A 25,013-nucleotide genomic window follows, 5' to 3' on the forward strand; every position below is an offset into this window, starting at 1 on the left:
TGGGGTATTGAAAGTTGGTTGATGGGTGTTGAATGTTGGGTGTTGATGAAATGAGATGATGATTAGTTCGGTGATTGAAAGCTACACGCAAAAGTAATTAAAATTGGCTAAAAACAAGTTTTTTACTACATAAAATGTATGAATATGGCTTTAATTGCTTAATTTTGTACCTTATTATATAGCAATGATACAGATAAAAGTAATCAATAAAGGGCATCAGCAGCTTCCTGCTTATGCTACTTCACAGAGTGCGGGGATGGACCTCCGCGCTAATATCGACGCACCTATCGTATTGAAACCCATGGAGAGAAGACTCGTTCCGACTGGTCTTCATATCGCTCTACCAGTAGGGTTTGAGGCACAGGTGCGCCCTCGTAGTGGTCTTGCCTTGAAGCATGGACTAACTGTTCTGAACTCTCCTGGTACGATAGATGCCGATTATCGTGGTGAAATCATGGTTCTTCTCATTAACTTCTCAGATGAGCCTTTCACCATCAACGACGGTGAACGCATTGCACAAATGGTCATTGCACGGCATGAACAGGCTGAGTTTGTTGAGGTGGATATGCTTGATGAGACCGAAAGGGGTGAAGGGGGGTATGGCCACACGGGCGTGAAATAAAGATAAAGAAAGGAACTATAAATGTTCAATAAAGTTATATTGAAAGGCATAAAGATACGTCGCACCCTCATTGCGCTTGCTCTGCTGGGTGGCTCTTTGGCTGTACATGCTGACCGAGAGGATAGCCTTCAAAGCTATAACTACTTCTTCCTTGAGGCGATGAGACAGCAGGATATGGGCAACTTAACGGCTGCTTTCGACCTACTACGCCATGCACGCGACCTCAATCCAGCTGCTCCAGAGGTTTATTATCAGTTGGCTGCTTTCTATGTAGACATGAAGAAGGATGCTCTGGCACGTGAATACTTCGAGAAGGCGGCAAGTCTTGACCCAGAGAACTCGGCTTATCAAGAGAAATTAGGTAAACTCTATGTGTCGCAAAAAGACTATCCTAATGCTATAAAAGCCTTCGAACGGCTCTATGAAGCTAATAAAACGCGCTCTGATGTACTGCAACTTCTCTATCAACTGTACGGCTCTCAGAATGATTATAAGATGATGATTAAGTGCTTGGAACGGTTGGAAACGGTGGAGGGAACCAGCGAGCAGATCTCTCTAAGCAAGATGCAAATATACGAACAGATGGGAGAAAAGCGCAAGGAGTACGATGAGTTGAAGGCGCTCGTTGATGGTCATCCTCTCGATCTCAACTATCGTGTGATGTTCGGGAACTGGCTCTTGCAGAATGGAAAGAAGAAGGAAGCACTTCAAAAGTACCGTGATGTGTTGAAGGAAGACCCTGACAACTCGCTTGCCAAGGTCTCCATGATGGATTACTATAATAATATTGGTGACAAGGCAAGCGTAAAGACGATCCTACGGGAGCTGTTGCAATCTCCGAAGGCGGCGCAGACTTTGAAGTTAGAGTTGCTCCGCCAGGTTATTGCAAGCAGTCAGAAGGATAATAATCCAGACAGTACTGAGGTGTTGAGACTCTTCTCTGAGGCCTTAGCTGTGCCCCAAGAGAATGCTGACATCTATATGCTTAAAGCTGCATACATGTCTTTTCTCAAGTTGCCAAAGCCTGACATCACTCGAGTCTACGAACGGGCAATAGAGATAGAACCTGATAATTCGAGTGCAAGGATAGCCCTTATACAGAATATTTGGGACACACACGACTATGATAAGGTAATTGCTATCTGCCGTCCTGCCATTGAGTACAACCCAGATGAGATGTTATTCTATTACTTCCAAGGGATGGCTCAGTTCCATAAGCACGACAACAACGCCGCATTGGAGACTTACCGAAAGGGAGTAGGGCAGATAAAGCCAGACAGTGACCCAGCTATTGTATCGGACATCTACGGTATCATGGGTGATATCCTGCATGAGAAAGGACTTAATAAAGAAGCTTTTCAAGCCTATGACAGTTGTTTGCAGTGGAAACCAGATAATGTGCTTGCATTGAACAACTATGCCTATTACCTCAGTCAGGCAAATGAAAACCTCGCTAAAGCAGAGGAGATGAGCTATAAGACCATCAAGGCCGAGCCTAATAACAGTACTTTTCTCGATACATACGCATGGATACTTTTCCAGCAGAAGCGCTACGAAGAGGCTAAAATATATATCGAACAAGCAATTCGAAATGACTCAACACTGAGCAACGTAGTCAAGGAACACGCTGGTGATATCTATGCACAGACAGGCGATATGGCTAAGGCTATTGAGTTCTGGCAGAAGGCCATTGATGGAGGTAACGACAGTGCTACGTTGAGAAAGAAGTTAAAACTAAAGAAATACGTCGTAGAATGAAGAAAACAAAGATATTACTTATAAGCATGACTGCCCTTCTCTTGGCAGCATGCGGTACTAAGAAGGCTGTGATTCAACAGAAGCCTGTGCAGGACACAAAGGTGACACAGCCAACAACACCTGCCCCAAAGGATAACAAGCTGCAGAGTGTTGTTGCCATGCAGCGCATTACCGACAATGCACTCTACCAAAAGAACCTTGTTTCAAACCTAACTTTTACGCTCAATGATGGCCGTAAGGACATTACAGTACCGGGTATTCTGCGTATGCGTAAAGATGAGGTTATCCGCTTACAGTTGCTCATCCCAATCCTTCGCAGTGAAGTGGGACGCATCGAGTTTACCAAGGATTACGTTCTTTTCATCGACCGTATCCATAAACAATACGTAAAGGCAGGCTACGACGAGGTAGGGTTCTTGCGTGATAATGGTATCAACTTCTATTCGCTTCAATCGCTCTTCTGGAATCAAGTGTTTGCTCCTCGCCAGCAAAGGATGAGTGAGGCTGACTTGTCACAGTTTACTGTTGACGAGAGTAAAGCACAGGGGGAAGGTGCTATAACAGTAAGTCTTAAGGACGGTAAGATGGACTATAAGTGGTCTGTCAACTCTAAGAACAATCTTATTCAGCTTACTACTATAACATATAATAGTACTGCTCACGGCGCTTCAAAGCTCTCTTGGACCTATAATGACTTTAGAGCGTTTGGCTCAAAGCTGTTTCCTGCCGATCAGACTTTGACTATCAATACTCCAGCAATTGGTCAGAAGCCAGCAAAGACACTGAAAGCTAATTTCGTTCTTGATGGTTTTAGTGATGGTAGTGATTGGGAGACTTTAACCCAGCCATCGGATAAGTACACAAAAGTAAGCGTAGAGGATATCCTCGGCAAACTAATGAACTTCTAAATGAAACGTCTTTATTTACTATTTATATTAGCAATGATGAGTGTGCTGACAACCTCTGCTCAGCACACAAGAAGGCATTCACGCCATCGGAATACGGCTGTTGCTCAACCTGTTGAGACGAAGTCTACTGTAAAAGAAAAAGGTAGACATGCTACTGCGGCAGTAGATAATAAGCAGACAACAACCCCTGTGACTCCTTTACGAGGACGTAAACCAACGGTGGAGAAAATACAGTATCAGGCTCCTGTTAGAGGTCGATCACATCAGCAAATGACGGCTACACAACAACAGGGCAAGCTTCAACAGCAACATGGAAAGCAGCAACAACAACATGAAAAGCCTTTACAACAACAGCAAATCAAGGGACAACAAGTTCTTGTAAAGGGTCAACAAGTTGCGCATGGGAAAGCTGCAGCACGCAATGCTGTCGTTGGTAAGAAAGGAGCGAAGGGTCCTGCCTATGTGACGACGGCTGAGATTAAAGGATTGCAACAGCAGAATCAGAAGCTACAACAGGAGATATCAGCGCATGAAGAAGAGATGAAACTGAAGCAGAAGGACGTTGATGACCGCTTGCAGAAGATTGTTCGGCTTGATACTGAAATCGGTCATCAGCAGAGAACGATTGACACTATAGCCACAGACATCAAAGGCTTAGATACGAATATCGGTATTCTGAAAGGTCAACTCGCCTCTCTTGAAGCACAGTTGAGCGAGCGTCGCGCTCGTTTCATCCGTTCTATGCGTTACATGGCACGTCATCGTAGTATTCAAGACAAGCTGATGTTCGTCTTCTCAGCAAAGAATTTGACCCAGATGTATCGTCGTCTTCGCTTCGTACGTGAGTATGCTGCTTACCAGAGGGCGCAGGGCGAGCAGCTTAAAGTTAAGCAGTTGCAGGTGGATGAGAAGCATACTCAGTTGAAGCACGTACGTGTCAATAAAAGTAACCTTCTGTATAAAGACCGTCAGGTACATGCCCAGATGGAGCGTAAGCGTGTTGAACAGCAGGCGGTGGTGACCTCCCTACAGAACGACCAGAAGGTGTTGCAGGGTGTAATAGCACAACGTCGTCAGCAGCAACAAGCGTTGAATGCACAGATAGACCGCCTTATTCAGATTGAAATACAGAAGGCGCGCGAACGTGCCATAGCTGAGGCAAAGGCGCAGGCTGCCGCTCGTGCCGCTGCAGCAAAGAAGCGTGCAGAGGAGTTAGCACGTAAGAAGGCGGCTGCAGAGGCCGCTGCTCGTGAGAATGCTCGGCGTATTGCTGAAGCGAAAGAACGTGAGGCAAAAGCCAAGGCTGCCGCTCGTGCTGCTGCTGAGGCTGCCGAGAAGGCTCGTCAGGAGGCTGCTGCTCGTGCCGCTGCAGCCCGTGCTGCGGCTGAGAAGGCACGTCAGGAAGCATTGCAGAAGGAACGTGCTGCCGCTCGTGAACGGGCTATTCGAAAGGTAGAAGAGCAGGAGGCTGCGGCTAAAGCGGCACAGGAAAAGGCCGAAGCACGTGCTGCCGCTGAGCAAGCTCGTGCCGACCAGATGGCTCGTGAGGCTGAGGCAAACCGTGTGGCAGCTGAACGCAAGGCCGATGCCGACCGTGCTCGAGCTGCTCGAGAGGCTGAGGCTGCAAGGGCCGCTGCCGCTGAAAACAATGATATGCTAAGCTCAGCTGACCGTGCAATAACGGGTAACTTCGCTAATAACCGTGGTCGATTACCAATGCCATTGTCGGGCCAGATAGTCAGTCACTTTGGTCAGTATAATGTGGCAGGCATGTCGAATATCCGCTTGAACAACGATGGTATTAATATTAAGGGTGCTCCTGGCAGTGCTGTTCGTAGCGTCTTTATGGGCGAGGTGAGCGGTGTCTTCATGGCAGGCGGTATGAGTGTCGTGATGATTCGTCACGGTATTTACATCACCGTCTATGCTAATTTGGGTTCTGTAGGCGTCAGCAAGGGACAGAAGGTAGGTACAGGACAGACCATCGGAACGGTTGGTAGGACTGGTATACTCCAATTCCAGCTGCGTAAAGAGACTGCTAAACTGAATCCAGAGCAGTGGTTACGCTAACTAACTATCGGTCTTCTATATTAATAAGGTGGATTTCTTGAGATCTAATTGGCGGTAGTTAGCTTGGCTTTTCATCGTCTTTCTCATCTCAATAAAACATCATAACTGAATTATCTTCATGAAGAGAAATATTTCTTTTCATGAAGATAATTATTTTTTTTCATGAAGAAAAATATTTTTTTTCATGAAAATAATTCGGAGCCTTTGCCCTTCTGTTGTGTAGGTAGTTGTGAATAAGGTGATTACTACTATACGAAAATAAAAGTGATAATGCCTCTCTGTAACGTTGTTCGTGATAGGCTCGATTGCAATCTATCTGGGTGTGCAATCCTTCTAAACCACAATAGGTTGCATGCTCATCGAAGTCTCATTTTCTACTGATAATCATCCATCTACTTATTAACCATTTGTTGAGATTTTGATAGGCTTCAAACAACCAATTAACCATGGAAAACATCCTATCGAGTATCGACCCAACTATCATGGATAATCTGCTCTATTGATCAGTAGATGATGGTAGAATAGGTCTTGTTCTGTCCTATAAAGGAATATAATTGTCCTGTTGTTCTAAGTTTAGAGAGGTCGAAAGGAATAGGTAAAAATTATCATTTAATATCTAATTTATTTTTTGCTTTGCGGATAAATGTTTATATTTGCAGGAAATAAAGTATAATCAGCGATCGGTCTATAAGCTTAGCATGTAGATAGAGTATCTGCTGAAGGGATGAAGAAAAATAAGGAAAACAATGCAGACAATCAGTCATCTTTCTGTTCTTATACATGAACAAGCAAAAAAACACGGTACTAAAGCGGCCATTACCTTCCGTAACTTTGGTAGTTTGGAGTGGCGTTCAGTGTCATGGAATCAGTTCTCAATGCGCGTAAAGGAGGTTTCAAACGCTCTTTTGAACCTTGGGATGAAGCCTCAAGAGACGATTGCTGTGTTCTCACAGAACTGTATTCACCATCTTTATACAGAGTTTGGTGCATACGGAGTGCGGGTGATTAGTATTCCTTTCTACGCCACAAGTTCTGAACAACAGATACAGTATATGATTCAGGATGCCAGTGTAAGGTTCCTGTTCGTTGGTGAGCAGGAGCAGTATGACAAGGCACGTCGCATCCAATCGCTTTGCCCTTCGCTCGAAAGAATTATTGTTTTTGATTCGAGTGTACGACTTAGTCAGCACGACCCCAATTCTATTTACTTTGAAGACTTCCTAAAGTTAGGGGAAGGTTTCCCACGTGAAGCTGAGGTAGAAGAGCGTTGGGGGCAGGCGAATGAAGCAGATATTTGTAACATACTCTATACAAGTGGTACCACAGGAGAGAGTAAAGGCGTGGTCTTAACATATAAGATGTATCATGCAGCTTTGCGTGCCAATGCGAAGAGTGTACCCTTGAATGATAAAGACCGTGTCATCAACTTTCTACCGTTCAGCCATGTCTTCGAGCGAGGATGGGCTTATCTGGCCCTCTCTCTTGGGAGTGAATTGATTGTAAACACCTATCCTAAGGAGATACAACAGAGTATGCGCGAGACGCATCCGACGTGTATGGCAGCCGTACCTCGCTTCTGGGAGAAGGTTTATGTGGCTGTGAAGGAACGCATGGAGAACTCCAGTATCGTTCAGCGCAAGCTGTTCTATCATGCTTTGAACGTTGGAAGGAAACGCAATATACAGTATATAGCACGTGGAAAGCGTGTTCCGCTTACGTTAGAGATGGAGTATAAGTTTGTTAATAAGACTGTACTAAGTCTTGTTCGTAAGCAGTTAGGACTGGAGAATCCTCATATCTTCCCAACAGCGGGAGCTTACGTGTCACCAGAGGTAGAGGAGTTTGTACATAGTGTTGGTATTAACATGATTGTTGGATACGGACTGACAGAGAGTCTGGCAACCGTTACCTGCGACCATATTGGACAGCCATATACTATAGGTTCAGTAGGGCGTCCAATCGAAGGTGTTGATATCAAGATTAGTGAAGAAGGTGAGGTAATGCTGAAAGGACCTACGATTATGCCTGGATACTTCCGTCGTGAGACATCTAATGCAGAAGCTTTTGATAAAGACGGATACTTCCATACGGGTGATGCGGGGTATATGAAAGATGGCGAGTTGTTCTTGAAAGAACGTATCAAAGACCTCTTCAAGACCTCAAATGGTAAATATGTCGCACCGCAGATGGTTGAGGGTATGCTATTAGTGGATAAGTTTATTGAACAAGTGTCGGTCATAGCAGACCAGAGAAAGTTTGTGGCTGCTTTGATAGTCCCTGAGTTCTCTGTGCTTGAAGAGTGGGCTAAGGAGAACCATATAACGTTCAAAGACCGTGAAGAGTTGTGCCAGGACAAGCGTGTTAACGAAATGATGCGTGAGCGTATAGAGACTTTACAACAACGCTTGGCGTCCTACGAGCAGATTAAACGGTTCACACTGCTCCCTCATCATTTCTCAATGGAGAACGGAGAGTTGACCAATACGCTGAAGCTAAGGCGCTCTGTCGTAAACCGTCGTTACCATGATGTGATTGAGAAGATGTACGAAGAATAGTCTGGAGTTGATGTGTTGACGAGTTAATGAGCTGATAGGTGGGATATTCTAAGGGCTTAGACGGTAGTAGCTAAGCCTGTTGGACATCCAAATCTATTTAGGGGTGTGAGCATTGATAGGTTTAATTGTCTTGTAGAAAGTCCTATTCTCTCTGTCTTTACTTACCTCTAACAACGATAAAAGAATAAAGATGATAACAGCAGACCAACTTAAAGATATACAAGAACGCACTGAAGCGTTGCACCGTTATCTTGATATTGATAAGAAGAGAATAGAGTTTGAGGAGGAACAACTCCGTACACAAGCACCTGACTTTTGGGATGATCCAAGCAGAGCACAGGTGCAGATGAAGAAAGTAAAGGACATTGAGAAGTGGGTGAAAGACTATGATAAGGTGCGGGCGTTGGCTGATGAGGTGCAATTAGCATACGACTTCTATAAGGATGAACTTGTGTCTGAAGAGGAGGTTGACGCTGCCTACGATAAAGCACTTCGGTTAATTGAGAGCTTAGAGTTAAAGAACATGCTTCGACAAGAGGAAGATCCGATGGAGTGTGTGATGAAGATTAACTCTGGAGCAGGCGGTACGGAGAGTCAAGACTGGGCTTCTATGCTGATGCGTATGTATATGCGTTGGGGCGAGGCACAGGGTTATAAGGTGACTATCTCTGATATTCAAGAGGGCGATGAAGCTGGTATTAAGAGCGTGACAATGAAGTTCGAGGGTGGAGAATACGCCTACGGATACCTGAAAAGTGAGAATGGTGTACACCGATTGGTACGTGTTAGCCCCTTTAATGCCCAAGGTAAGCGTATGACAAGCTTTGCCAGCGTGTTTGTAACACCGTTGGTTGATGACACAATCGAGGTCTTTGTCGACCCAGCTCGCGTCAGTTGGGATACTTTCCGGTCGAGTGGTGCGGGTGGACAGAACGTCAATAAGGTGGAGTCTGGAGTCCGTTTGCGCTATCAATATGAGGACCCTGACACTGGAGAACAGGAAGAGATTCTTATCGAAAATACTGAGACTCGCGACCAGCCAAAGAACCGTGCGAAGGCTATGCAGCTTTTGAAGTCACAGTTATACGACCGTGCTATGAAGAAGAGGATGGAGGAGCAGGCTAAAATAGAGGCTGGTAAGAAGAAGATAGAATGGGGAAGTCAGATAAGGAGTTACGTCTTTGATGACCGACGTGTTAAAGATCACCGCACGAACTATCAAACCTCTGATGTCGACGGGGTGATGAATGGTAAGATAGACGACTTCATTAAGGCTTATTTGATGGAGTTCCCTGTGGAGGAGTAATTGCTCCTCTTTGATTTAAACAGAATGATTTAATAACCTTTTTAAGTAATATAACTATGAGTGAAAGAAGTAAATATAATCGCAAAGAGCGTGAACTTAAACAAGAGAAGTATGCTAACCGTGTTATTGGATGGCTTGCATTGATATTGGTAGCCTTAGGTGTTTTGACGATTGTCATTGCTTCCTATATGTCTTAAAGGCATAGATAAGCAATGAGACGACGAGCACATCTATAATATAAGACGGTAGAAACTTATCCTAACAACGGTTCTTATGAGTGGATTAGAGATTGAAAGGAAGTTCTTAGTACGTAAGGATAGGGATTGGAAAAGGCTTGCCAGCAGTTGTAGTCATATACAACAAGGATATTTCGCAGCCGTTAACACCGTCCGTGTTCGTATCCGAGACGATAAAGGATACCTAACGATTAAAGGTCCATCAAGCAATGGCGGCTTGTCACGTTACGAGTTTGAAAAGATGATATCACTTGAGGAAGCACAGCAGTTAATGCTGTTGTGCGAGCCTGGAGTTATTGACAAGCACCGTTACCTTGTCCCTTTTGAGGGTCACACCTTCGAGATTGACGAGTTTCATGGGGACAATGAAGGACTCGTCTTAGCCGAGGTTGAGTTGGGAAGTGAGGGTGAGGCCTTTGCTAAACCAGATTTCCTTGGCTTAGAGGTAACGGGCGATCGTCATTTTTATAACTCCCAGATGCGTCGCAACCCATTCAAGCTTTGGTGCGATATCGTACCAGAAGAATACCGATGATGAGGGCTATTGCGGAGCCTAAAGAGTCTGCAAAGAAGTCAAGCCATTCGCCACTTCGATTGCCATTCGTGCAGTAAGTCTGTAGAATCTCTATGAGTCCACCCATCAAAAGAGGTACAAGCCAGACCCAGCCAACAATGAAGGAGGGGCTTGGATGCTTGGTTGTGCGTATGTATTCAAGGCATATACTTACTCCTAAAACCAAGTAGATGACACTATGTGTCCACTTATCAATAAATCTAATATCGCTCAGTGGCGTCTCTGGAATAGGTATAAAGCATAACACCCAAGTAGCAATAACGATGATGCAACTACATGGATACTTTGTGAGGATATGATGTAATAAATGCATAATTAACTTTGAATCTGATACAAAGGTAGATATTTTTTCGTATATTTGCACATGTATTCAAGTTAAATCTATATGGGTGAACATAAAAGAGCAAAGTTTGGAAGCAAGCTTGGGATGATTCTTGCCACAGCAGGAGGAGCTGTTGGCTTAGGGAACGTATGGCGTTTCCCATACATGACAGGTCAGAATGGTGGTGCAGCCTTCATTCTTATTTATATTGGTTGTATCTTGTTATTAGGCTTACCATGTATGATAAGCGAGTTTATCATTGGTCGTCATGCTGCTTCTAATACGGCCCGTGCCTACACAAAAGTGTCTAATGGCACTGCTTGGAAGTGGGTGGGTTACTTGGGAGTGCTCACTGGCTTCTTGATTACAGGCTATTATGCTGTGGTGTCAGGATGGTGTTTGCAATACGGTTTTGCCTCTGTGATGAATCACTTACACGGTTCACCAGCTTATTTCCAATCCTATTTTTCAGACTTCTCTACCAACCCTTGGAAGCCAGTCTTATGGACAGCTGCTATTCTGTTCTTCACCCACTACATTATTATTCATGGTGTTAGGAACGGTATCGAACGTGCTTCAAAGATTATGATGCCTGCCCTCTTCGTGTTGTTAGTTGCTATTGTCGTCGCTTCTTGCCTTCTTCCAGGAGCAAGCAAAGGTGTGGAATTTCTGTTGAAGCCAGACTTTAGTAAGGTGACAGGCGATGTTTTCCTTGGTGCGTTAGGTCAGTCTTTCTATTCGATGAGCATTGCTATGGGTTGTATCTGTACTTACGCCTCTTATTATAGCCGTCATACAAACCTCTTAAACTCAGCTGTTCAGATTGGATTGATTGATACCATCGTGGCTATTCTTGCTGGTTTGATGATCTTCCCAGCAGCTTTTTCGGTAGGAATCAACCCTGACAGTGGTCCTTCTCTTATCTTTATCACCTTGCCAAACGTCTTCGAACAGGCCTTCTCGAGTATGCCTATCATCGGATATGTTATCTCCTTCGCATTCTATCTACTCCTTTCTATGGCTGCTTTGACGTCGTTAATCTCCTTGCACGAGGTGAGCACGGCCTTCTTCCAAGAAGAGTTACACATTAGCCGACCACGTGCTGCAATGATTGTTACGGTGGGTTGTCTGCTAATCGGGGCTGTTTGTTCTTTGTCATTAGGCGACTGGAACTTCTTGAAGATAGCTGGTGTCGACCTCTTCGACGTCTTCGACTTTGTCACAGGACAGATATTCTTACCTGTAGGCGGACTCCTTACCTGTCTTTTCATAGGGTGGTATGTACCGAAGAAGTTGGTGAAAGACGAGTTTACTAACTGGGGAACGATACGAGGAACCTTCTTTGGAGTGTATTATTTCCTCATTCGCTTCGTCTGTCCATTGGCTATTTTGGCCATCTTCCTACATCAGTTAGGAGTCTTCTAAACGAATAGATACACATTTCCCTCCCTCCTCTTCTTTTCAAAAGAACAACGTCTTATAACGCTTTCAAGTAGAGACTTTGGACGAAGAGGAGGGAGGAAAGAGTTGAAAAGGTATTCCACAATCTTCTACTCTCTACTACCTAAAATCTTAAATCAGTACTTAATAATTACATGACTGTCCTCAACCCTTCAGAAGCGTATGCTCTTGAGAGATTATAGGGACTTAAACCTTGCAACCAATGAACCTCAAATCTATATTCTATCTCCACCGTTCTGACCGCAAAGTAGTCTTTCTGTTGTTACTATTCGTTGCTGGATGTGTTGGTATAATACTCCTTGTTGGCAACCAGACGAAGACGACGTCGGATGTTAAGAACGATAGTCTTTCACATCAGAAGTCAGTATCCTTTGCCCATAAAGCACCGCTTCCTGAAGTGGTGACAGCAGAAGGTAACCACCTCTTCACCTTTGATCCGAACACAGCCACGCCCGAACAGTTGCAACAGTTAGGCTTGGCTCCTTATCAAGTGCGTAACATCATGAAGTATCGCGCTAAAGGAGGAGTGTATCGTTCACCGATGGACTTTGCCAGAGTCTACGGTCTTACACGTAAGCAATATCGGACTTTGGAACCTTATATAACGATAGGCGACGATTATCAACCTGCCTCAACACTGGCCTCCGTACAAGCTTATATAGCCCAGAAAGAAGCTAATAAGCAGGCTGCCCATGCCGCATACGAAGCTTATAAGGCACAAAATACGTATCAACCCTACAAAGGTTACGAGCGTGACACGCTCCGTTATCCTGTGAAACTGAGAGCGGGAGAACACGTCAACCTCGTTACTGCGGATACAACACAGCTAAAGAAGATACCAGGGATAGGGTCGGGATGGGCACGAGCTATCCTCAATTATGGTAAACGATTAGGTGGATATGTTGCCGTGGGACAGTTACAAGAGATTGAGGGGTTCCCAGAAGAGGCCCTACCTTACTTCTCTATTGCCAATCCAAAGACTGAGAAAATAAACCTAAATACGGCAAGTCTTTCACAACTTAGGCGTCATCCTTATATGAACTTCTATCGTGCAAAGGCAGTCTGCGACTATCGGCGGCTAAAGGGAAAACTCACAACTCTATCACAACTCCACCTGTTAAAGGAATTTACCCCAGATGTTATCGAACGCCTACGTCCCTATGTTGAGTTCTAAATAGGTGCTTTCATGTAGCATATATACATGATTTTAAGATTGTTATAACATCATATAAGGATAGAAACGAGTGATTATAAAGGTCAAAAAGAAAGTCTTCACAGTCTTATGAAACGTTCATTCTGTTCAACGAACACCACCCGTAGCGAATTATTTTCATGACAATAAATATTTATTTACGTGAGAAAAAATCTTTCTTGTCATGAAAATAATTCGGTCAGAATGGTTGGGAGGAGGTTTGCGAAGCGATTACAGAATGAGAAAAGACGGTTTCTAAGAACCGTCTTGATAGTGTTCTCTCATCTATAAAACCTACCTTAAATCGCAAGATAAGTATTAAAAAAGACATACAATACTTTGCATTGTCTTTCATTTAGATTACCTTTGCAGTAAGAAAAACTAATGGCAATGGACATACAGGAGATATACAAGATTTACCAAGAGCATCCCGTCGTTACTACTGATAGTCGTAACTGTCCTGAAGGAAGTATCTTTGTGGCATTGAAGGGAGCTTCATTCGATGGTAATAAGTTTGCGGAAGCAGCCTTAGAAAGGGGCTGCAGCTATGCTATCGTTGATGAAAAAGAGTACGCAAAGGATGGTGATGAACGCTTCATCCTTGTCGACGATGCTCTAATCACCTATAAAGAGTTGGCACGCGAACACCGTCGTCAGTTCTCAATCCCTGTGATTGGTATTACAGGAACCAATGGTAAGACAACGAGTAAAGAGCTTATCTCAGCCGTGTTAGCCGAGAAATTCAACGTACACCATACGGAGGCAAACTATAACAACGACGTTGGCGTGCCACGTACCTTACTTGGTATTCGTCCTGAACATGAGATAGCTGTCATCGAGATGGGTGCCTCTCACCCTGGAGATATCGAGAAACTCGTTACTTACGTAGAGCCAACTTGCGGTTTGATAACCAATGTTGGGCGTGCTCACCTGCAGGGCTTCGGTAGTTTTGAAGGTGTGAAAAAGACGAAGGGCGAACTCTATGACTTCCTTAAAGCCCATGATGGATTGCTCTTCCTCAATGAGAGTAACCCCGACCTGACGGCGATGGCAGAGCAACGAGAGTTCGAGCGTGTTATTACATACGGGCAGGATGAGACGGCAGACGTGCAGGGCTATGTTGTTAATTGTGCTCCTTTCTTACATTTCGAATGGCAGTCATCAAGTCTGAACACCCATCAGCCTGCTCCTACCATCTATGATGTGCAGACCCATCTGATAGGTTCTTACAATTTAGATAATATGTTGGCGGCCATAGCCATAGGTCTTCACTTTGGCGTAACACCGCAACAAATCAACAACGCATTGGAGAGTTACATCCCTCATAACAATCGCTCACAGCTGACAGAGACTGCCCATAATAAGCTAATCGTGGACGCTTATAACGCTAACCCATCCAGTATGGCTGCTGCGATAGACAATTTCCAACTGATGGAGGTGGATAATAAGATGGCTATTCTTGGTGATATGCGTGAGTTGGGAGATGCTTCTGCAGTCGAACACCAGAAGGTTGTTGACTTATTGAAGGCTACTGACATTCGTAACGTATGGCTTGTTGGTGAGGAGTTTAGTAAGACGCAGACTGCTTTCCGTAAGTTCCATGATGTCGAGGAGGTCAAGGCTGAGATTGCTTCTCACCGTCCAGAAGACCATTACATCTTGATAAAAGGAAGTAATGGAATCCGTCTTTTTGAATTGACAGACTTGTTATAACGGGTTGTAAAAAGGGCGAGATTGTTTGCATTAGTTGCAGAAAAATACTTATCTTTGCACCTGCTTATCATAGCAATCGGGATGTAGCGCAGTTGGTAGCGCACTACGTTCGGGACGTAGGGGTCGCCAGTTCGACTCTGGTCATCCCGACTGAAAAAGGGAAGAAACCGTGTGGTTTCTTCCCTTTTAGGGTTTTATTGGACTTATAAGGCTTATTAGTCTAATTAGGCCTATAAGCCTTATTAACTATCATCTCCTTAGTCTTTCCCTGCAATCCTCAAGGATAGCTAACAACTCAGCCATCTTTGTTGTGCGAAGCATGGCTATACGCATCTGCTTAAAGTCAGGTATTCCTTTGAAGATAGGCGATGATGCTAAGTGTCTACGGGTGTGAAGAATACCGCGATGTTCGTCAATACGCTCCACATTGATACGTAACATCTCCTCAAGAATGTCAATCTTCTCGTCTATTGTCAACTGCTTCTCTCCTTGATAGAAGAGCCACGGACAACCAAAGGTAGCACGCCCAATCATCACTGCGTCTACCCCGTAACGGTCGAAGCGTTCGTTTGCTTGTTCGATACTCGTCACGTCACCGTTGCCAATGATGGGTATATGAATACGTGGATTGTTCTTTACTTCACCGATGAGGGTCCAATCTGCCTCACCAGTATACATCTGTGAACGTGTACGACCATGGATGGTTAATGCCTGAATACCGCAGTCTTGTAGTTGTTCTGCAAGTTCTGTTATAATAAGGTTGTCGTTATCCCAACCCAAGCGGGTCTTTACGGTGACAGGTGTCTTAACTGCTTTCACAACCTCTCGAGTGATGTCAAGCAGCAAGGGGATATTCTTCAGCATACCAGAACCAGCCCCCTTGTTAGCAACCTTCTTAACGGGACAACCGAAGTTAATGTCTATTACGTCTGGTCTTACCTGTTCAACGATCTTTGCGGCTTCAACCATTGAAGCCACGTCCCTGCCATATATCTGTATTCCTACAGGTCGTTCGCTATCATCAATGACTATCTTTGCAAGGGTCGACTTGATGTTTCTGATTACAGCATCAGCCGAAACGAACTCTGTGTAGACCATAGCTGCACCGAAGCGCTTGCACATCTTGCGAAAACCTATGTCTGTTACGTCCTCCATAGGGGCTAAGAATAGAGGGCGTTCTCCTAAGTCTATTGTTCCTATTTTCATACTGCAAAGGTAAGGAAAAGGCTTTGAATAGTAAAAAGGTAGGGTAGTAAAAAAGCGAAAGGAGGACGAAAAGGCTCACTTCTGTCTGTTGGGTAGGGGATAAGAAAGCCTTGATAAGAGGGTAGTCTATGGTTGTTGGGAAGGTTATATATTCGTAATTATTTTCTTGAGAAGGCCATCTTTGCAACCAAGTTGCAAAAGTTAATCTTTATCTTTGCAGCAGAATATTAATCCAGTAACAGGTTTTAAGTTATGAATAAGAAACTATTAAGAATCATTCTCACGGTTGTTCTCCTCGTTGGAGCATGGCTGGTAGAGCATTTCGCAGCACTCCCAATGTGGCAGTTGTTGCTTGTTTATCTGGTACCATATCTGGTTATCGGTTATGATGTACTTGGGGAAGCTGTTGAAGGAATCATGGAAGGCGACCCATTCGACGAAGATTTCCTCATGAGTCTTGCGACAATTGGAGCATTGCTCATCGGTTTCCTCCCAGGTGCTGAACCCCAGTTTATTGAAGGAGTCTTCGTTATGTTGTTCTTTCAAGTGGGCGAACTCTTTGAACATTATGCGGAGGATAGGGCCCGTAAGTCTATCTCCGACCTGATGGACATCCGTCCTGATGTTGCTTATGTAGAGCGAAATGGAAGCGTAGAGAAGGTAAGTCCAGACGCAGTAAATATCGGTGAAACATTGATTATAAAGCCGGGAGAGAAGATACCATTGGACGGTACGATTCTTGAAGGGACCTCGAGTCTAAACACAGTGGCGTTGACAGGCGAGAGTCTACCACGTGATGTGAGCGAGGGGATGGAGGTTATCTCTGGTTGTGTCAATCTTTCGGGGGTGTTGAAGGTACGAGTAGACAAGCCATTTAGCGAGTCTACGGCAGCTAAGATTATCCAACTTGTAGAGAAAGCGAGTGAGAATAAGTCGCGCAGTGAGTCGTTTATCCGTCGATTTGCACGTGTTTACACTCCGATAGTAGTCATCTCTGCCCTTGCATTGGCCATTATCCCACCTTTCTTCTACGATAGTTATGCTACGGCCTTAGGCGTTTGGCTCTATCGAGCATTGACCTTCTTGGTCGTAAGTTGCCCATGTGCCTTAGTGATATCTATCCCGTTAACCTTCTTTTCTGGTATCGGAGGAGCTTCACACAGGGGTATTCTTATCAAGGGAGGAAACTATATGGATGCTTTGGCAAGGCTCTCCACGGTGATGTTCGATAAGACAGGAACATTAACGCGAGGCACTTTCGCTGTTGAGGCTGTCCATCCAGAGACCTTATCAGAGCATGAATTGCTCCACTTGGCAGCTCATGTCGAACGTTACTCTACTCATCCTATTGCCCTTGCACTTCGTCAGGCTTATAAGAATGAGGCTGATAGTTGTAAGGTGGAGGATATAAAAGAGACGGCAGGACAGGGTATTACGGCTTCTATCAATGGTAAGACAGTGAGCGTAGGCAACGTTCGTTTGATGACAACACTTGGTATCACACCCCCTGTTTGTGAGCGTTGTGCGCATCAGACAGGAACAGTTGTTCACGTAGCTGTCAATGGTGAGTATGCTGGACACATAGTTATTTCCGACCAGTTAAAGGACGATTCGATAGCAGCTATCGACAGTTTGAAGCAGTTAGGAGTACGAAAGACGGTGATGCTGACTGGCGACAAAGAGGAAGTTGCAAGGCAGATAGCCGAAGAGACAAAGGTCACGGAGTATCATGCCGACCTCCTTCCAGCCGACAAGGTAGACTATATCACACGTTTTATCACAGCTAAGAAGGAGGGCGAAACGATAGCTTTTGTTGGCGATGGCATCAACGATGCGCCTGTACTGGCACGTGCTGACGTAGGCATTGCGATGGGTGCTTTAGGCAGTGATGCCGCTATCGAGGCTGCTGATGTTATCTTGATGGATGATAAACTATCGAAGATAGCGCTTGCTATTAAGCTCTCTCGACGCACAATCTTTATAGCGAAAGAGAACGCATGGTTTGCTATTGGCATTAAAGTAGCAGTCCTTCTCCTTGCTACGTTTGGGTTGGCAAACATGGGATTAGCCGTCTTTGCTGATGTTGGCGTTATGGTTCTTGCTGTTCTTAATGCGATGCGAGCACGATAGAACGGCCTCTCCACTGAATTATTTTCATGAAAAGAAATATTTATTATCATGAACAAAAATATTTTTTTTCATGAAAATAATTCGTTTTGTTCGTGAAGAAAAATCGAGAAAGGTTGTTTCTTCTCTATAGTTTTCCTTCTTCTCGATAGGAGAAATAGCCTCCATCGGTAAGCACAACATGGTCGGCAAAGTGAATGTGAAGCAACTCGCAGGCCTTTTGTATGCGTGATGTAAGGAGATCATCATCACGACTTGGAGTGGTGTTGCCGCTTGGATGATTATGACAAAAGACTAAAATAGTTGTGTTCTTCAATAGTACTTCCTTCATCATCAGACGTATGTCGACAGGAGCCATAGTAAGTCCACCCACCGAGATGCGCTTTGCTTCGATGAGACGGAAGTTCTGTTTCATCATTAAAACCCACGCTTCTTCGATGTCAAGGTCCTGTATTGTGGTGTGCATGAACTGATAGATACCATCAGCACTATTGAGTATTGGCGCCTCTTCTACGGTAGCCTTTTGTCGTCTTTTACCCAGTTCGCAGGCAGCAAGGATGGTGATAGCCTTTGCAGGACCTATCCCTTTGTATTGTTCTAAGTCGTGCAGAGACAGTTTACCAAGGCTGTTTAGGTTGTTCTTACAATCGTTGAGAATGCGCTTCATGAGGTCTACGGCACTCTCTTTCGGGGTACCAGAGCCAATCAGTATGGCAAGTAGTTCGGCATCACTTAGCGCATTTGCGCCCAATCTCTCAAGTTTTTCACGTGGGCGGTCGGCCTCCGCCCAGTGAGTAATAGATAAGGTTTTTGGTTCAGAAGGCATTATATTAAGTTATCATTAGGATTTACTTGTAGAAGTTCTTCTCGTATGCAGAGAACTCATCCATGCCACATACGCAGCGTTTCCACCATGCACTGATGAAGCCACAACCATAGCCTGTGAGCTGAATGAAGGCTGCAGCGATACTAAGGAGTCCTATCTTTAGACTGTTGTTTTGCATGGTTGAGTCCACACAGATGATGATGCTGTAAAGTAATAACGGCATCAATCCTATCATGACGAGGAGACTACCAATGATGTTGAGTATCGGTATGCAGAGAAGGAAGAGTCCGGAGAGGATTAATAAGAGCAGACAAGCAGTGCCAACGGTGAATACCATTGGTAGCAGATGGACAAGTTTCAGAGAGTCAGGATACTTTTTATAGAGGTTGATTCGGGCTATACCAGAATTATAAACCTGCTTCCAGAACTTGCGGAAGTCCGTTCGCCGCTTGTGCCACACCCATGCTTTAGGGAACAGACGACAGCGTTTGCCAGCCTTGAAGATACGGATAGAGAAGTCAATGTCTTCTCCAAAGCGCATCTTAGAGAACCCACCTAACTCCTGATAGACGTCACGTCGGATGCCCATATTGAATGAACGAGGATAAAACTTGTCAAGTTTCTTCTTGCCACCACGTATTCCTCCCGTCGTAAAAAACGATGTCATAGAGTAAGAGATGGCCTTTTGTGTGTCGGTGAAGGACTCATGTGCGCAGTCAGGACCACCAAAAGCGTCGGCAGGTTCACGGTTCAGCTCCTCGCTAACAGCACGAATATAACCCTTAGGAAGTACAACATCGGAGTCAAGAATCAGTAGATAGTCCCCCTTGGCACGCTCGGCACCATAGTTGCGGCTCTGTCCTGGACCTGAGTTCTCTTTGTAGTAATAGTGCAGGTCGAGCCTGTTGGCATATTTGTCGCACACCTTCTTACACGGAACTTTTGAGCCATCTTCAACGATGATGACCTCGAAATCCTTCTCTTCCTGGCTGAGCAGGCTCTCTAATAGTTCGTCAACCTCATCCGGACGGTTGAAGACTGGGACAATAATACTGTACTTCATAATATTGCAAAGATACTATTTTGTTCGTGAATGACAAGTAATTTGAAAGATTATTCTTCCTAAATAATGGTCTTTCTATTAAACGGTAAGATTTGACAGAATACTTTTTTGTTAGCTATGATACGGTGAGAAAGCCCATTTTTCACCCTCAAATAATTGTTAATCTTCTGTTAAACGAGGACTTCACCTTTACTCATTGATTTATTTTAACTATATTTGTACGATACTATTCTTGGGTGATAAAGCATGCAAAACGGCTGCTGATGGCCCTCATGGAGAGGCATTGATGAAGGGAGGGAGAGACAGGTGAAACTTTGCTTTCAGCTATCTTCTAACGGAGAAGATAGTCTTCATGCTCTCTATCGGTGCTCTTCACACGGATAGACATTGGTGTAAAAGCGTTAGAAGGATGGGTAGAACCATTCTGAATAGACGTTTTCAGCATAGAAAAAGAATATAAAACAGAAACTTATTAATTATTAGAATTATGAAAATACCATCAGAGTTTGACCCTATTCGTCCGTTCGAACCGGAGGAGCTACCCGCAGCATACGAGCGAATCCTTGCTGATAAGCAGTTTCAGCAAGTGTTGGCTTATCTCTACCCTGATGTTCCAATAGAGGCGATAAAGCAGAAGATGTATGCTTGCAAGACAAATTTTGAATTTCAAAAGGTTTTCTGTTATACCTTCCTTCAGCGTCTTGTTACTGAGCTTAGTTTAGGTTGTTGTATGGATGCAGCAAATATCAACACACGGGATCGCTACACCTTTGTTAGCAACCATCGTGACATTGTGCTCGACTCTGCCTTTCTTGACAAACTGCTTATTGATGTGGGCTTTGCTACGACATGTGAGATTGCTATCGGTGATAATCTCCTTTCATTAGACTGGGTGCGTGATTTGGTACGTATCAACAAGTCGTTTACAGTAGAGCGTGCCCTCCATTCGGTTGAAATGCTGCGTGCAAGCAAGCGTATGTCAGAGTATATTCACTTCGCTGTAAGGGAGAAGAACGAGAATGTATGGATTGCACAACGACAGGGAAGAGCAAAGAATTCGAACGACCTCACCCAACCCGCTATCTTAAAGATGATGGCTATGGGAGGGGAAGGAACCGTTATAGAGCGTCTTAAACAGCTGCATATTGTTCCGTTATCTATCTCCTACGAGTACGACCCATGCGATTACCTTAAAGCACGTGAGTATCAGTTGCGACGCGATCTACCTTATTGGAAGAAGACGGCAGAGGACGACCTTGAGAGTATGTTGGTTGGTATAAAAGGCTACAAAGGCCATATATTCTATAAGTGTGCACCTTGCATTGATGATTGGCTCGATACTGTTGATGAGGAATTACCAAAGAATAAACTCTTCGATACGATAGCTGCGCATATTGATCATGAGATACACAGCAATTACCGACTCTATCCAATCAACTACGTGGCACTGGATATGATTCAAGACACAAGTGTCTATGAAGAGTATTACACTGCAGAAGATTATCAGAACTTTGAGGCTTACCTCGAAGGACAGATTGAAAAGGTTAAGATAGACAACCGTGATGATAAGTTCCTACGTACCTGTCTGTTGACACAGTATGCTTATCCTGCAAAGAATTATATTGCTGCATCGTCAGAGAATGGGCGTTTGAAATCATTGTTGAGTCGTCTCACATTCTTAAAATAGTATTCTGTGGAAAGGTTCAGACAGACAGCTTACAGCATGTTGACTATGGTGGCGGCGCTTGTGTCGCTACTTGTAGTCTCTGCTTGTGAGCATGATTTCTATGAGACAGGCGACAGTGAGCTATCTTATCTGCATACTGACTTCGTTGAAGCACGGACAAACGAACTGGGAGCGTTCGTCTCTGCAAAGACTGACGATGGTGAGGAACTTACGCTAAGTCCTGCTGTAAAAGAGCAGTGGGCTACAAGACCTGATACTACTTACCGTGCCCTGTTATATTATGATAGGGTGGAGAAGGGTGTTACAACGTCTTTTGCCTTAAATCCAGTCTTGGTTCTTCGTCCTCATCTGACGTTTGATTTGGCCTCCGTTCATACTGATCCACTTGGTTTTGAGAGCCTATGGATGAGTAAGAATCGTAAGTATCTTAATCTAACACTTGTGTTGAAGAGTGGACAGACAGATGATAAAAAGTCTATACAGTCGTTGGCACTTGTCTGCGACTCCATTAGGAAGCAGGCTTCTGGGGGTAGGAAGTTCTATCTCCGATTGTGCCATAGCCAGAACAGAGTACCTGAATACTATAGTAAACGAGTCTATACAAGTATTCCGTTAACGGGGCTTACTCCTAATGATGTCCTTTGCCTTGATATTAATACATATAAAGGGGTAGTAAGAAAAGAGGTTGTTTACTAAGTTCGTAAATAAGCTTTTCTTTTAATGTCATGGACGTTTAGGAATAAAATAGGTCCATGTGTGATTTCAACATAAATCTTAGTATAAAATAAGAGAGGTGACTTCTGTAAGGGAAGCCACCTCTCTGTCTTTTGAACAATAGTAGGTTAAAGAGACCGTTTACGTGCTATGTGCGGTAAGGAAAGCCTGTCCTTAGCTTTCTAATCGACACATCTTATAACCTACCTAATCGTATAGAGTATTTTATTTCAGCTTTGCCTCAAGGTTCTTCAACATATCAACAGTCATGGACTCAAGGTCGTACTGTGGTTTCCAATCCCATTCAGCACGTGCACAACTATCGTCGAGACTGTCTGGCCAACTGTCAGCAATACCCTGTTTGAGCATGTCTACGTCGTATTCCATCTCAAAGTTAGGCTTGTGACGTTTGATGGCTTGGAAGATCTCATCGGGGTCGAAGCTCATAGAAGCTATGTTGAAACCATTACGATGGACCAGACGTGTTGGGTCAGCCTCCATCAATGAGATAGCAGCATGTAGACCATCTGGCATGTACATCATGTCCATCAAGGTTCCTTTCTTTATAGGACACACGAATTTCTCACCACGTACTGCGGAGTAATAGATGTCTACTGCATAGTCAGTAGTACCACCACCTGGAGGAGTTACGTAGGAAATCAAACCAGGGAAACGTACTGAGCGAGTGTCGACACCATACTTCTTAAAGTAGTAGTCGCTGAGCAACTCTGTGGTAACCTTTGACACTCCGTAGATGGTGGAAGGGCGCTGAACAGTGTCCTGTGGCGTCTGTGTGTGAGGTGTACTCAAACCGAACGAACCAATGGAACTTGGAGTAAAGACAGCACAGTTGTTCTCACGTGCTACTTCCAAGATGTTCCACAGACCGTCAATACCGATTTTCCAAGCCAGTTGAGGCTTCTTTTCTGCAACTACAGAGAGTAATGCTGCAAGGTTGTAGATGGTGTCAATGTTGTATTTCTTAACAACATCGGCAATCATCTCTGGGTTAGTAACGTCGGCTTCAGCTGATGGGCCGCTTTCTTTCAGTTCACCTTTAGGTTCTGCTCCTTTAATGTAACCAGCAATAATGCTGTCGTTTCCATAACGTTTTCTAAGTTCTCTGGTAAGCTCTGAGCCGATTTGACCTGTAGAGCCTATGACCAAAACATTTTTCATAAATATTGTTAAGCTTATTATAACTGGGTGCAAAGTAAGCATATTTTTTGTTGATTACACCACTATAAGGTATTAAAATTATTAAAAATTTAAGTCATCACGTAAAAAAAAACTCCTTAACGGCCTTTTTCTCGTTTTTTATCAGTTACTTTGCTAACTATTAAATAAAATCTAATGTTATGTACGGTAAGATGAAGGAACATCTCAGTAACGCACTTGCTGAGATTAAAGAAGCAGGACTTTACAAGGAGGAAAGAATCATTGAGAGTCCTCAGAGTGCGGCAATAGAGGTTAAAGGTAAAGAGGTATTGAACTTCTGTGCTAACAACTATCTTGGTCTTTCTAATCATCCTCGGCTGATAGATGGTGCTAAGAAGATGATGGATAAACGCGGATTCGGTATGTCCTCTGTTCGTTTTATCTGTGGAACGCAGGACAGCCACAAGGAGCTTGAGGCTGCTATCTCCGACTACTTCAAGACAGAAGACACTATTCTTTATGCTGCTTGCTTTGATGCTAATGGTGGAGTCTTCGAACCATTGCTCACCGATCAGGATGCTATTATCTCCGACGCCCTCAACCACGCCTCTATTATTGATGGTGTACGTCTTTGTAAGGCGAAGCGTTATCGTTATGCAAATGCCGACATGGCCGACCTTGAGCGTTGTCTACAAGAGGCACAGGAACAGCGTTTCCGTATCATCGTAACGGATGGTGTGTTCTCTATGGACGGTAACGTTGCTCCAGTTGACAAGATTTGCGACCTCGCAGAGAAGTATGATGCACTCGTGATGGTTGATGAGTCTCACTCAGCAGGTGTCGTTGGTGCGACAGGTCATGGTGTTAGTGAGCTCTGCAAGACATACGATCGTGTGGACATCTACACGGGTACACTTGGTAAAGCCTTTGGTGGTGCACTTGGAGGATTTACTACTGGTCGCAAGGAAATCATAGACATGCTTCGTCAGCGCAGTCGTCCATACCTCTTCTCTAACTCTCTTGCACCTTGTATCATCGGTGCCAGTCTTGAAGTATTCAAGATGTTAAAGGAGAGTAATGAGCTTCATGATAAGCTTGTAGAGAATGTTAACTACTTTAGAGACAAGATGATGTCTGCTGGTTTTGACATCAAACCAACTCAGAGTGCCATCTGTGCTGTGATGCTTTATGACGCTAAGTTGTCTCAAGTTTACGCTGCTAAGCTCCTTGAGGAGGGTATTTATGTAACTGGCTTCTATTATCCAGTAGTACCAAAGGGCGAGGCTCGTATCCGTGTTCAGCTCTCAGCAGGTCATAATCATGAGCAACTTGACAAGTGTATTAATGCTTTCATCAAGATTGGTAAGGAACTTGGTGTATTGAAATAGAATTTGTAAGCACTGCCAAGAACGGCCATTATCGCAGCTTGGCAAGCTCTACACATATAAAATAAAGGCTGAACTCTATGATAGGAATTCAGCCTTTTATTTATTCTCAACCTTAAATCAGAAGTGT

20 protein-coding genes and 1 tRNA gene are annotated in these 25,013 nt (G+C 44.2%); 16 read left to right on the top strand and 5 right to left on the bottom strand.

Annotated elements, in window-relative coordinates:
- The first annotated feature begins 184 nt into the window (after positions 1-184).
- The 8 genes from dut (at position 185) to AXF23_RS11295 (ending at position 9,990) form a co-directional block, all read left to right on the top strand.
- Positions 185-622: a dUTP diphosphatase gene (gene dut, locus AXF23_RS11265; RefSeq protein ID WP_009012588.1), complete on the top strand. Its 438-nt coding sequence runs from the start codon at positions 185-187 to the stop codon at positions 620-622.
- Between the two features lie 21 nt (positions 623-643).
- A complete protein-coding gene (locus tag AXF23_RS11270; protein ID WP_107625355.1) occupies positions 644-2,380 on the top strand; it encodes a tetratricopeptide repeat protein in 1,737 nt (578 codons plus the stop codon).
- Complete coding sequence (locus tag AXF23_RS11275) at positions 2,377-3,288, top strand: lipoprotein insertase outer membrane protein LolB1 (protein ID WP_107625356.1); 912 nt, start codon at positions 2,377-2,379, stop codon at positions 3,286-3,288. Before AXF23_RS11270 ends, AXF23_RS11275 begins: the two co-directional genes overlap by 4 nt.
- On the top strand, positions 3,289-5,358 hold the full coding sequence (locus AXF23_RS11280; protein WP_107625357.1) for a murein hydrolase activator EnvC family protein: 2,070 nt from the start codon (positions 3,289-3,291) through the stop codon (positions 5,356-5,358).
- 746 nt (positions 5,359-6,104) lie between these two features.
- Positions 6,105-7,913, top strand: a complete 1,809-nt coding sequence (locus AXF23_RS11285) for an AMP-dependent synthetase/ligase (RefSeq protein WP_107625358.1) — start codon at positions 6,105-6,107, stop codon at positions 7,911-7,913.
- 190 nt (positions 7,914-8,103) lie between these two features.
- On the top strand, positions 8,104-9,219 hold the full coding sequence (gene prfB, locus AXF23_RS11290) for a peptide chain release factor 2 (RefSeq protein ID WP_009012582.1): 1,116 nt from the start codon (positions 8,104-8,106) through the stop codon (positions 9,217-9,219).
- Positions 9,220-9,275: 56 nt separating this feature from the next.
- Positions 9,276-9,416, top strand: coding sequence for a hypothetical protein (locus AXF23_RS16125; RefSeq protein ID WP_009012581.1), 141 nt, complete (start codon positions 9,276-9,278; stop codon positions 9,414-9,416).
- A 76-nt stretch (positions 9,417-9,492) separates the two neighbouring features.
- Positions 9,493-9,990, top strand: coding sequence for a CYTH domain-containing protein (locus AXF23_RS11295; RefSeq protein WP_107625359.1), 498 nt, complete (start codon positions 9,493-9,495; stop codon positions 9,988-9,990).
- Here the strand turns inward: AXF23_RS11295 and AXF23_RS11300 are convergent.
- Positions 9,950-10,342 (bottom strand): VanZ family protein, encoded by a 393-nt coding sequence (locus AXF23_RS11300; protein ID WP_107625360.1) that lies wholly within the window; start codon positions 10,340-10,342, stop codon positions 9,950-9,952. The two genes, AXF23_RS11295 and AXF23_RS11300, sit on opposite strands and share 41 nt — an antisense overlap.
- Positions 10,343-10,414: 72 nt before the next feature.
- On the opposite strand from AXF23_RS11300, the gene AXF23_RS11305 reads away from it, so the two are divergent.
- The 4 genes from AXF23_RS11305 (at position 10,415) to AXF23_RS11320 (ending at position 14,867) form a co-directional block, all read left to right on the top strand.
- Positions 10,415-11,776, top strand: a complete 1,362-nt coding sequence (locus tag AXF23_RS11305) for a sodium-dependent transporter (protein WP_107625361.1) — start codon at positions 10,415-10,417, stop codon at positions 11,774-11,776.
- Positions 11,777-12,014: 238 nt separating this feature from the next.
- The gene (locus tag AXF23_RS11310; RefSeq protein ID WP_107625362.1) at positions 12,015-12,986 is read left to right on the top strand and encodes a ComEA family DNA-binding protein; all 972 of its coding nucleotides are present in this window, start codon (positions 12,015-12,017) and stop codon (positions 12,984-12,986) included.
- 408 nt (positions 12,987-13,394) lie between these two features.
- Positions 13,395-14,717 (top strand): UDP-N-acetylmuramoyl-tripeptide--D-alanyl-D-alanine ligase, encoded by a 1,323-nt coding sequence (gene murF, locus AXF23_RS11315; RefSeq protein WP_107625881.1) that lies wholly within the window; start codon positions 13,395-13,397, stop codon positions 14,715-14,717.
- 77 nt (positions 14,718-14,794) lie between these two features.
- Positions 14,795-14,867 (top strand) — tRNA-Pro (locus AXF23_RS11320).
- Between the two features lie 99 nt (positions 14,868-14,966).
- Here the strand turns inward: AXF23_RS11320 and dusB are convergent.
- Positions 14,967-15,923, bottom strand: a complete 957-nt coding sequence (gene dusB / locus AXF23_RS11325) for a tRNA dihydrouridine synthase DusB (RefSeq protein ID WP_107625363.1) — start codon at positions 15,921-15,923, stop codon at positions 14,967-14,969.
- Positions 15,924-16,175: 252 nt separating this feature from the next.
- Here dusB and AXF23_RS11330 point away from each other — a divergent pair, with 252 nt between their 5' ends.
- On the top strand, positions 16,176-18,053 hold the full coding sequence (locus AXF23_RS11330) for a heavy metal translocating P-type ATPase (RefSeq protein ID WP_089365401.1): 1,878 nt from the start codon (positions 16,176-16,178) through the stop codon (positions 18,051-18,053).
- Between the two features lie 124 nt (positions 18,054-18,177).
- Here AXF23_RS11330 and radC read toward each other — a convergent pair whose 3' ends face one another.
- Together radC and AXF23_RS11340 are read right to left on the bottom strand one after the other, a co-directional pair.
- Positions 18,178-18,876, bottom strand: coding sequence for a RadC family protein (gene radC / locus AXF23_RS11335; RefSeq protein ID WP_009012573.1), 699 nt, complete (start codon positions 18,874-18,876; stop codon positions 18,178-18,180).
- A 22-nt stretch (positions 18,877-18,898) separates the two neighbouring features.
- A complete protein-coding gene (locus tag AXF23_RS11340; protein WP_107625364.1) occupies positions 18,899-19,939 on the bottom strand; it encodes a glycosyltransferase family 2 protein in 1,041 nt (346 codons plus the stop codon).
- A 487-nt stretch (positions 19,940-20,426) separates the two neighbouring features.
- Here AXF23_RS11340 and AXF23_RS11345 point away from each other — a divergent pair, with 487 nt between their 5' ends.
- Together AXF23_RS11345 and AXF23_RS11350 are read left to right on the top strand one after the other, a co-directional pair.
- Positions 20,427-21,626, top strand: a complete 1,200-nt coding sequence (locus AXF23_RS11345; protein WP_107625365.1) for a 1-acyl-sn-glycerol-3-phosphate acyltransferase — start codon at positions 20,427-20,429, stop codon at positions 21,624-21,626.
- 45 nt (positions 21,627-21,671) lie between these two features.
- Entirely contained in the window at positions 21,672-22,322 is a 651-nt protein-coding gene (locus AXF23_RS11350; RefSeq protein WP_107625882.1) for a NigD1/NigD2 family lipoprotein, read from the top strand.
- A gap of 243 nt (positions 22,323-22,565) precedes the next feature.
- Here AXF23_RS11350 and AXF23_RS11355 read toward each other — a convergent pair whose 3' ends face one another.
- Positions 22,566-23,519, bottom strand: coding sequence for an NAD-dependent epimerase/dehydratase family protein (locus AXF23_RS11355; RefSeq protein ID WP_107625366.1), 954 nt, complete (start codon positions 23,517-23,519; stop codon positions 22,566-22,568).
- A gap of 179 nt (positions 23,520-23,698) precedes the next feature.
- Between AXF23_RS11355 and kbl the strand changes: the two genes are divergently transcribed.
- Positions 23,699-24,886 (top strand): glycine C-acetyltransferase, encoded by a 1,188-nt coding sequence (gene kbl, locus AXF23_RS11360; RefSeq protein ID WP_107625367.1) that lies wholly within the window; start codon positions 23,699-23,701, stop codon positions 24,884-24,886.
- The last annotated feature ends 127 nt before the right edge of the window (positions 24,887-25,013 follow it).

Origin of the sequence: Prevotella sp. oral taxon 313 (assembly GCF_003043935.1) — a bacterium.
GTDB classification, from domain to species: Bacteria; Bacteroidota; Bacteroidia; order Bacteroidales; family Bacteroidaceae; genus Prevotella; species Prevotella jejuni.

What these genes read in the sequence shown, in the direction of transcription:
- dut (WP_009012588.1), top strand. Translation starts at nt 185, where the DNA reads ATGATACAGATAAAAGTAATCAATAAAGGGCATCAGCAGCTTCCTGCT.
- AXF23_RS11270 (WP_107625355.1), top strand. Translation starts at nt 644, where the DNA reads ATGTTCAATAAAGTTATATTGAAAGGCATAAAGATACGTCGCACCCTC.
- AXF23_RS11275 (WP_107625356.1), top strand. Translation starts at nt 2,377, where the DNA reads ATGAAGAAAACAAAGATATTACTTATAAGCATGACTGCCCTTCTCTTG.
- AXF23_RS11280 (WP_107625357.1), top strand. Translation starts at nt 3,289, where the DNA reads ATGAAACGTCTTTATTTACTATTTATATTAGCAATGATGAGTGTGCTG.
- AXF23_RS11285 (WP_107625358.1), top strand. Translation starts at nt 6,105, where the DNA reads ATGCAGACAATCAGTCATCTTTCTGTTCTTATACATGAACAAGCAAAA.
- prfB (WP_009012582.1), top strand. Translation starts at nt 8,104, where the DNA reads ATGATAACAGCAGACCAACTTAAAGATATACAAGAACGCACTGAAGCG.
- AXF23_RS16125 (WP_009012581.1), top strand. Translation starts at nt 9,276, where the DNA reads ATGAGTGAAAGAAGTAAATATAATCGCAAAGAGCGTGAACTTAAACAA.
- AXF23_RS11295 (WP_107625359.1), top strand. Translation starts at nt 9,493, where the DNA reads ATGAGTGGATTAGAGATTGAAAGGAAGTTCTTAGTACGTAAGGATAGG.
- AXF23_RS11300 (WP_107625360.1), bottom strand. Translation starts at nt 10,342, where the DNA reads ATGCATTTATTACATCATATCCTCACAAAGTATCCATGTAGTTGCATC.
- AXF23_RS11305 (WP_107625361.1), top strand. Translation starts at nt 10,415, where the DNA reads ATGGGTGAACATAAAAGAGCAAAGTTTGGAAGCAAGCTTGGGATGATT.
- AXF23_RS11310 (WP_107625362.1), top strand. Translation starts at nt 12,015, where the DNA reads ATGAACCTCAAATCTATATTCTATCTCCACCGTTCTGACCGCAAAGTA.
- murF (WP_107625881.1), top strand. Translation starts at nt 13,395, where the DNA reads ATGGACATACAGGAGATATACAAGATTTACCAAGAGCATCCCGTCGTT.
- dusB (WP_107625363.1), bottom strand. Translation starts at nt 15,923, where the DNA reads ATGAAAATAGGAACAATAGACTTAGGAGAACGCCCTCTATTCTTAGCC.
- AXF23_RS11330 (WP_089365401.1), top strand. Translation starts at nt 16,176, where the DNA reads ATGAATAAGAAACTATTAAGAATCATTCTCACGGTTGTTCTCCTCGTT.
- radC (WP_009012573.1), bottom strand. Translation starts at nt 18,876, where the DNA reads ATGCCTTCTGAACCAAAAACCTTATCTATTACTCACTGGGCGGAGGCC.
- AXF23_RS11340 (WP_107625364.1), bottom strand. Translation starts at nt 19,939, where the DNA reads ATGAAGTACAGTATTATTGTCCCAGTCTTCAACCGTCCGGATGAGGTT.
- AXF23_RS11345 (WP_107625365.1), top strand. Translation starts at nt 20,427, where the DNA reads ATGAAAATACCATCAGAGTTTGACCCTATTCGTCCGTTCGAACCGGAG.
- AXF23_RS11350 (WP_107625882.1), top strand. Translation starts at nt 21,672, where the DNA reads ATGGTGGCGGCGCTTGTGTCGCTACTTGTAGTCTCTGCTTGTGAGCAT.
- AXF23_RS11355 (WP_107625366.1), bottom strand. Translation starts at nt 23,519, where the DNA reads ATGAAAAATGTTTTGGTCATAGGCTCTACAGGTCAAATCGGCTCAGAG.
- kbl (WP_107625367.1), top strand. Translation starts at nt 23,699, where the DNA reads ATGTACGGTAAGATGAAGGAACATCTCAGTAACGCACTTGCTGAGATT.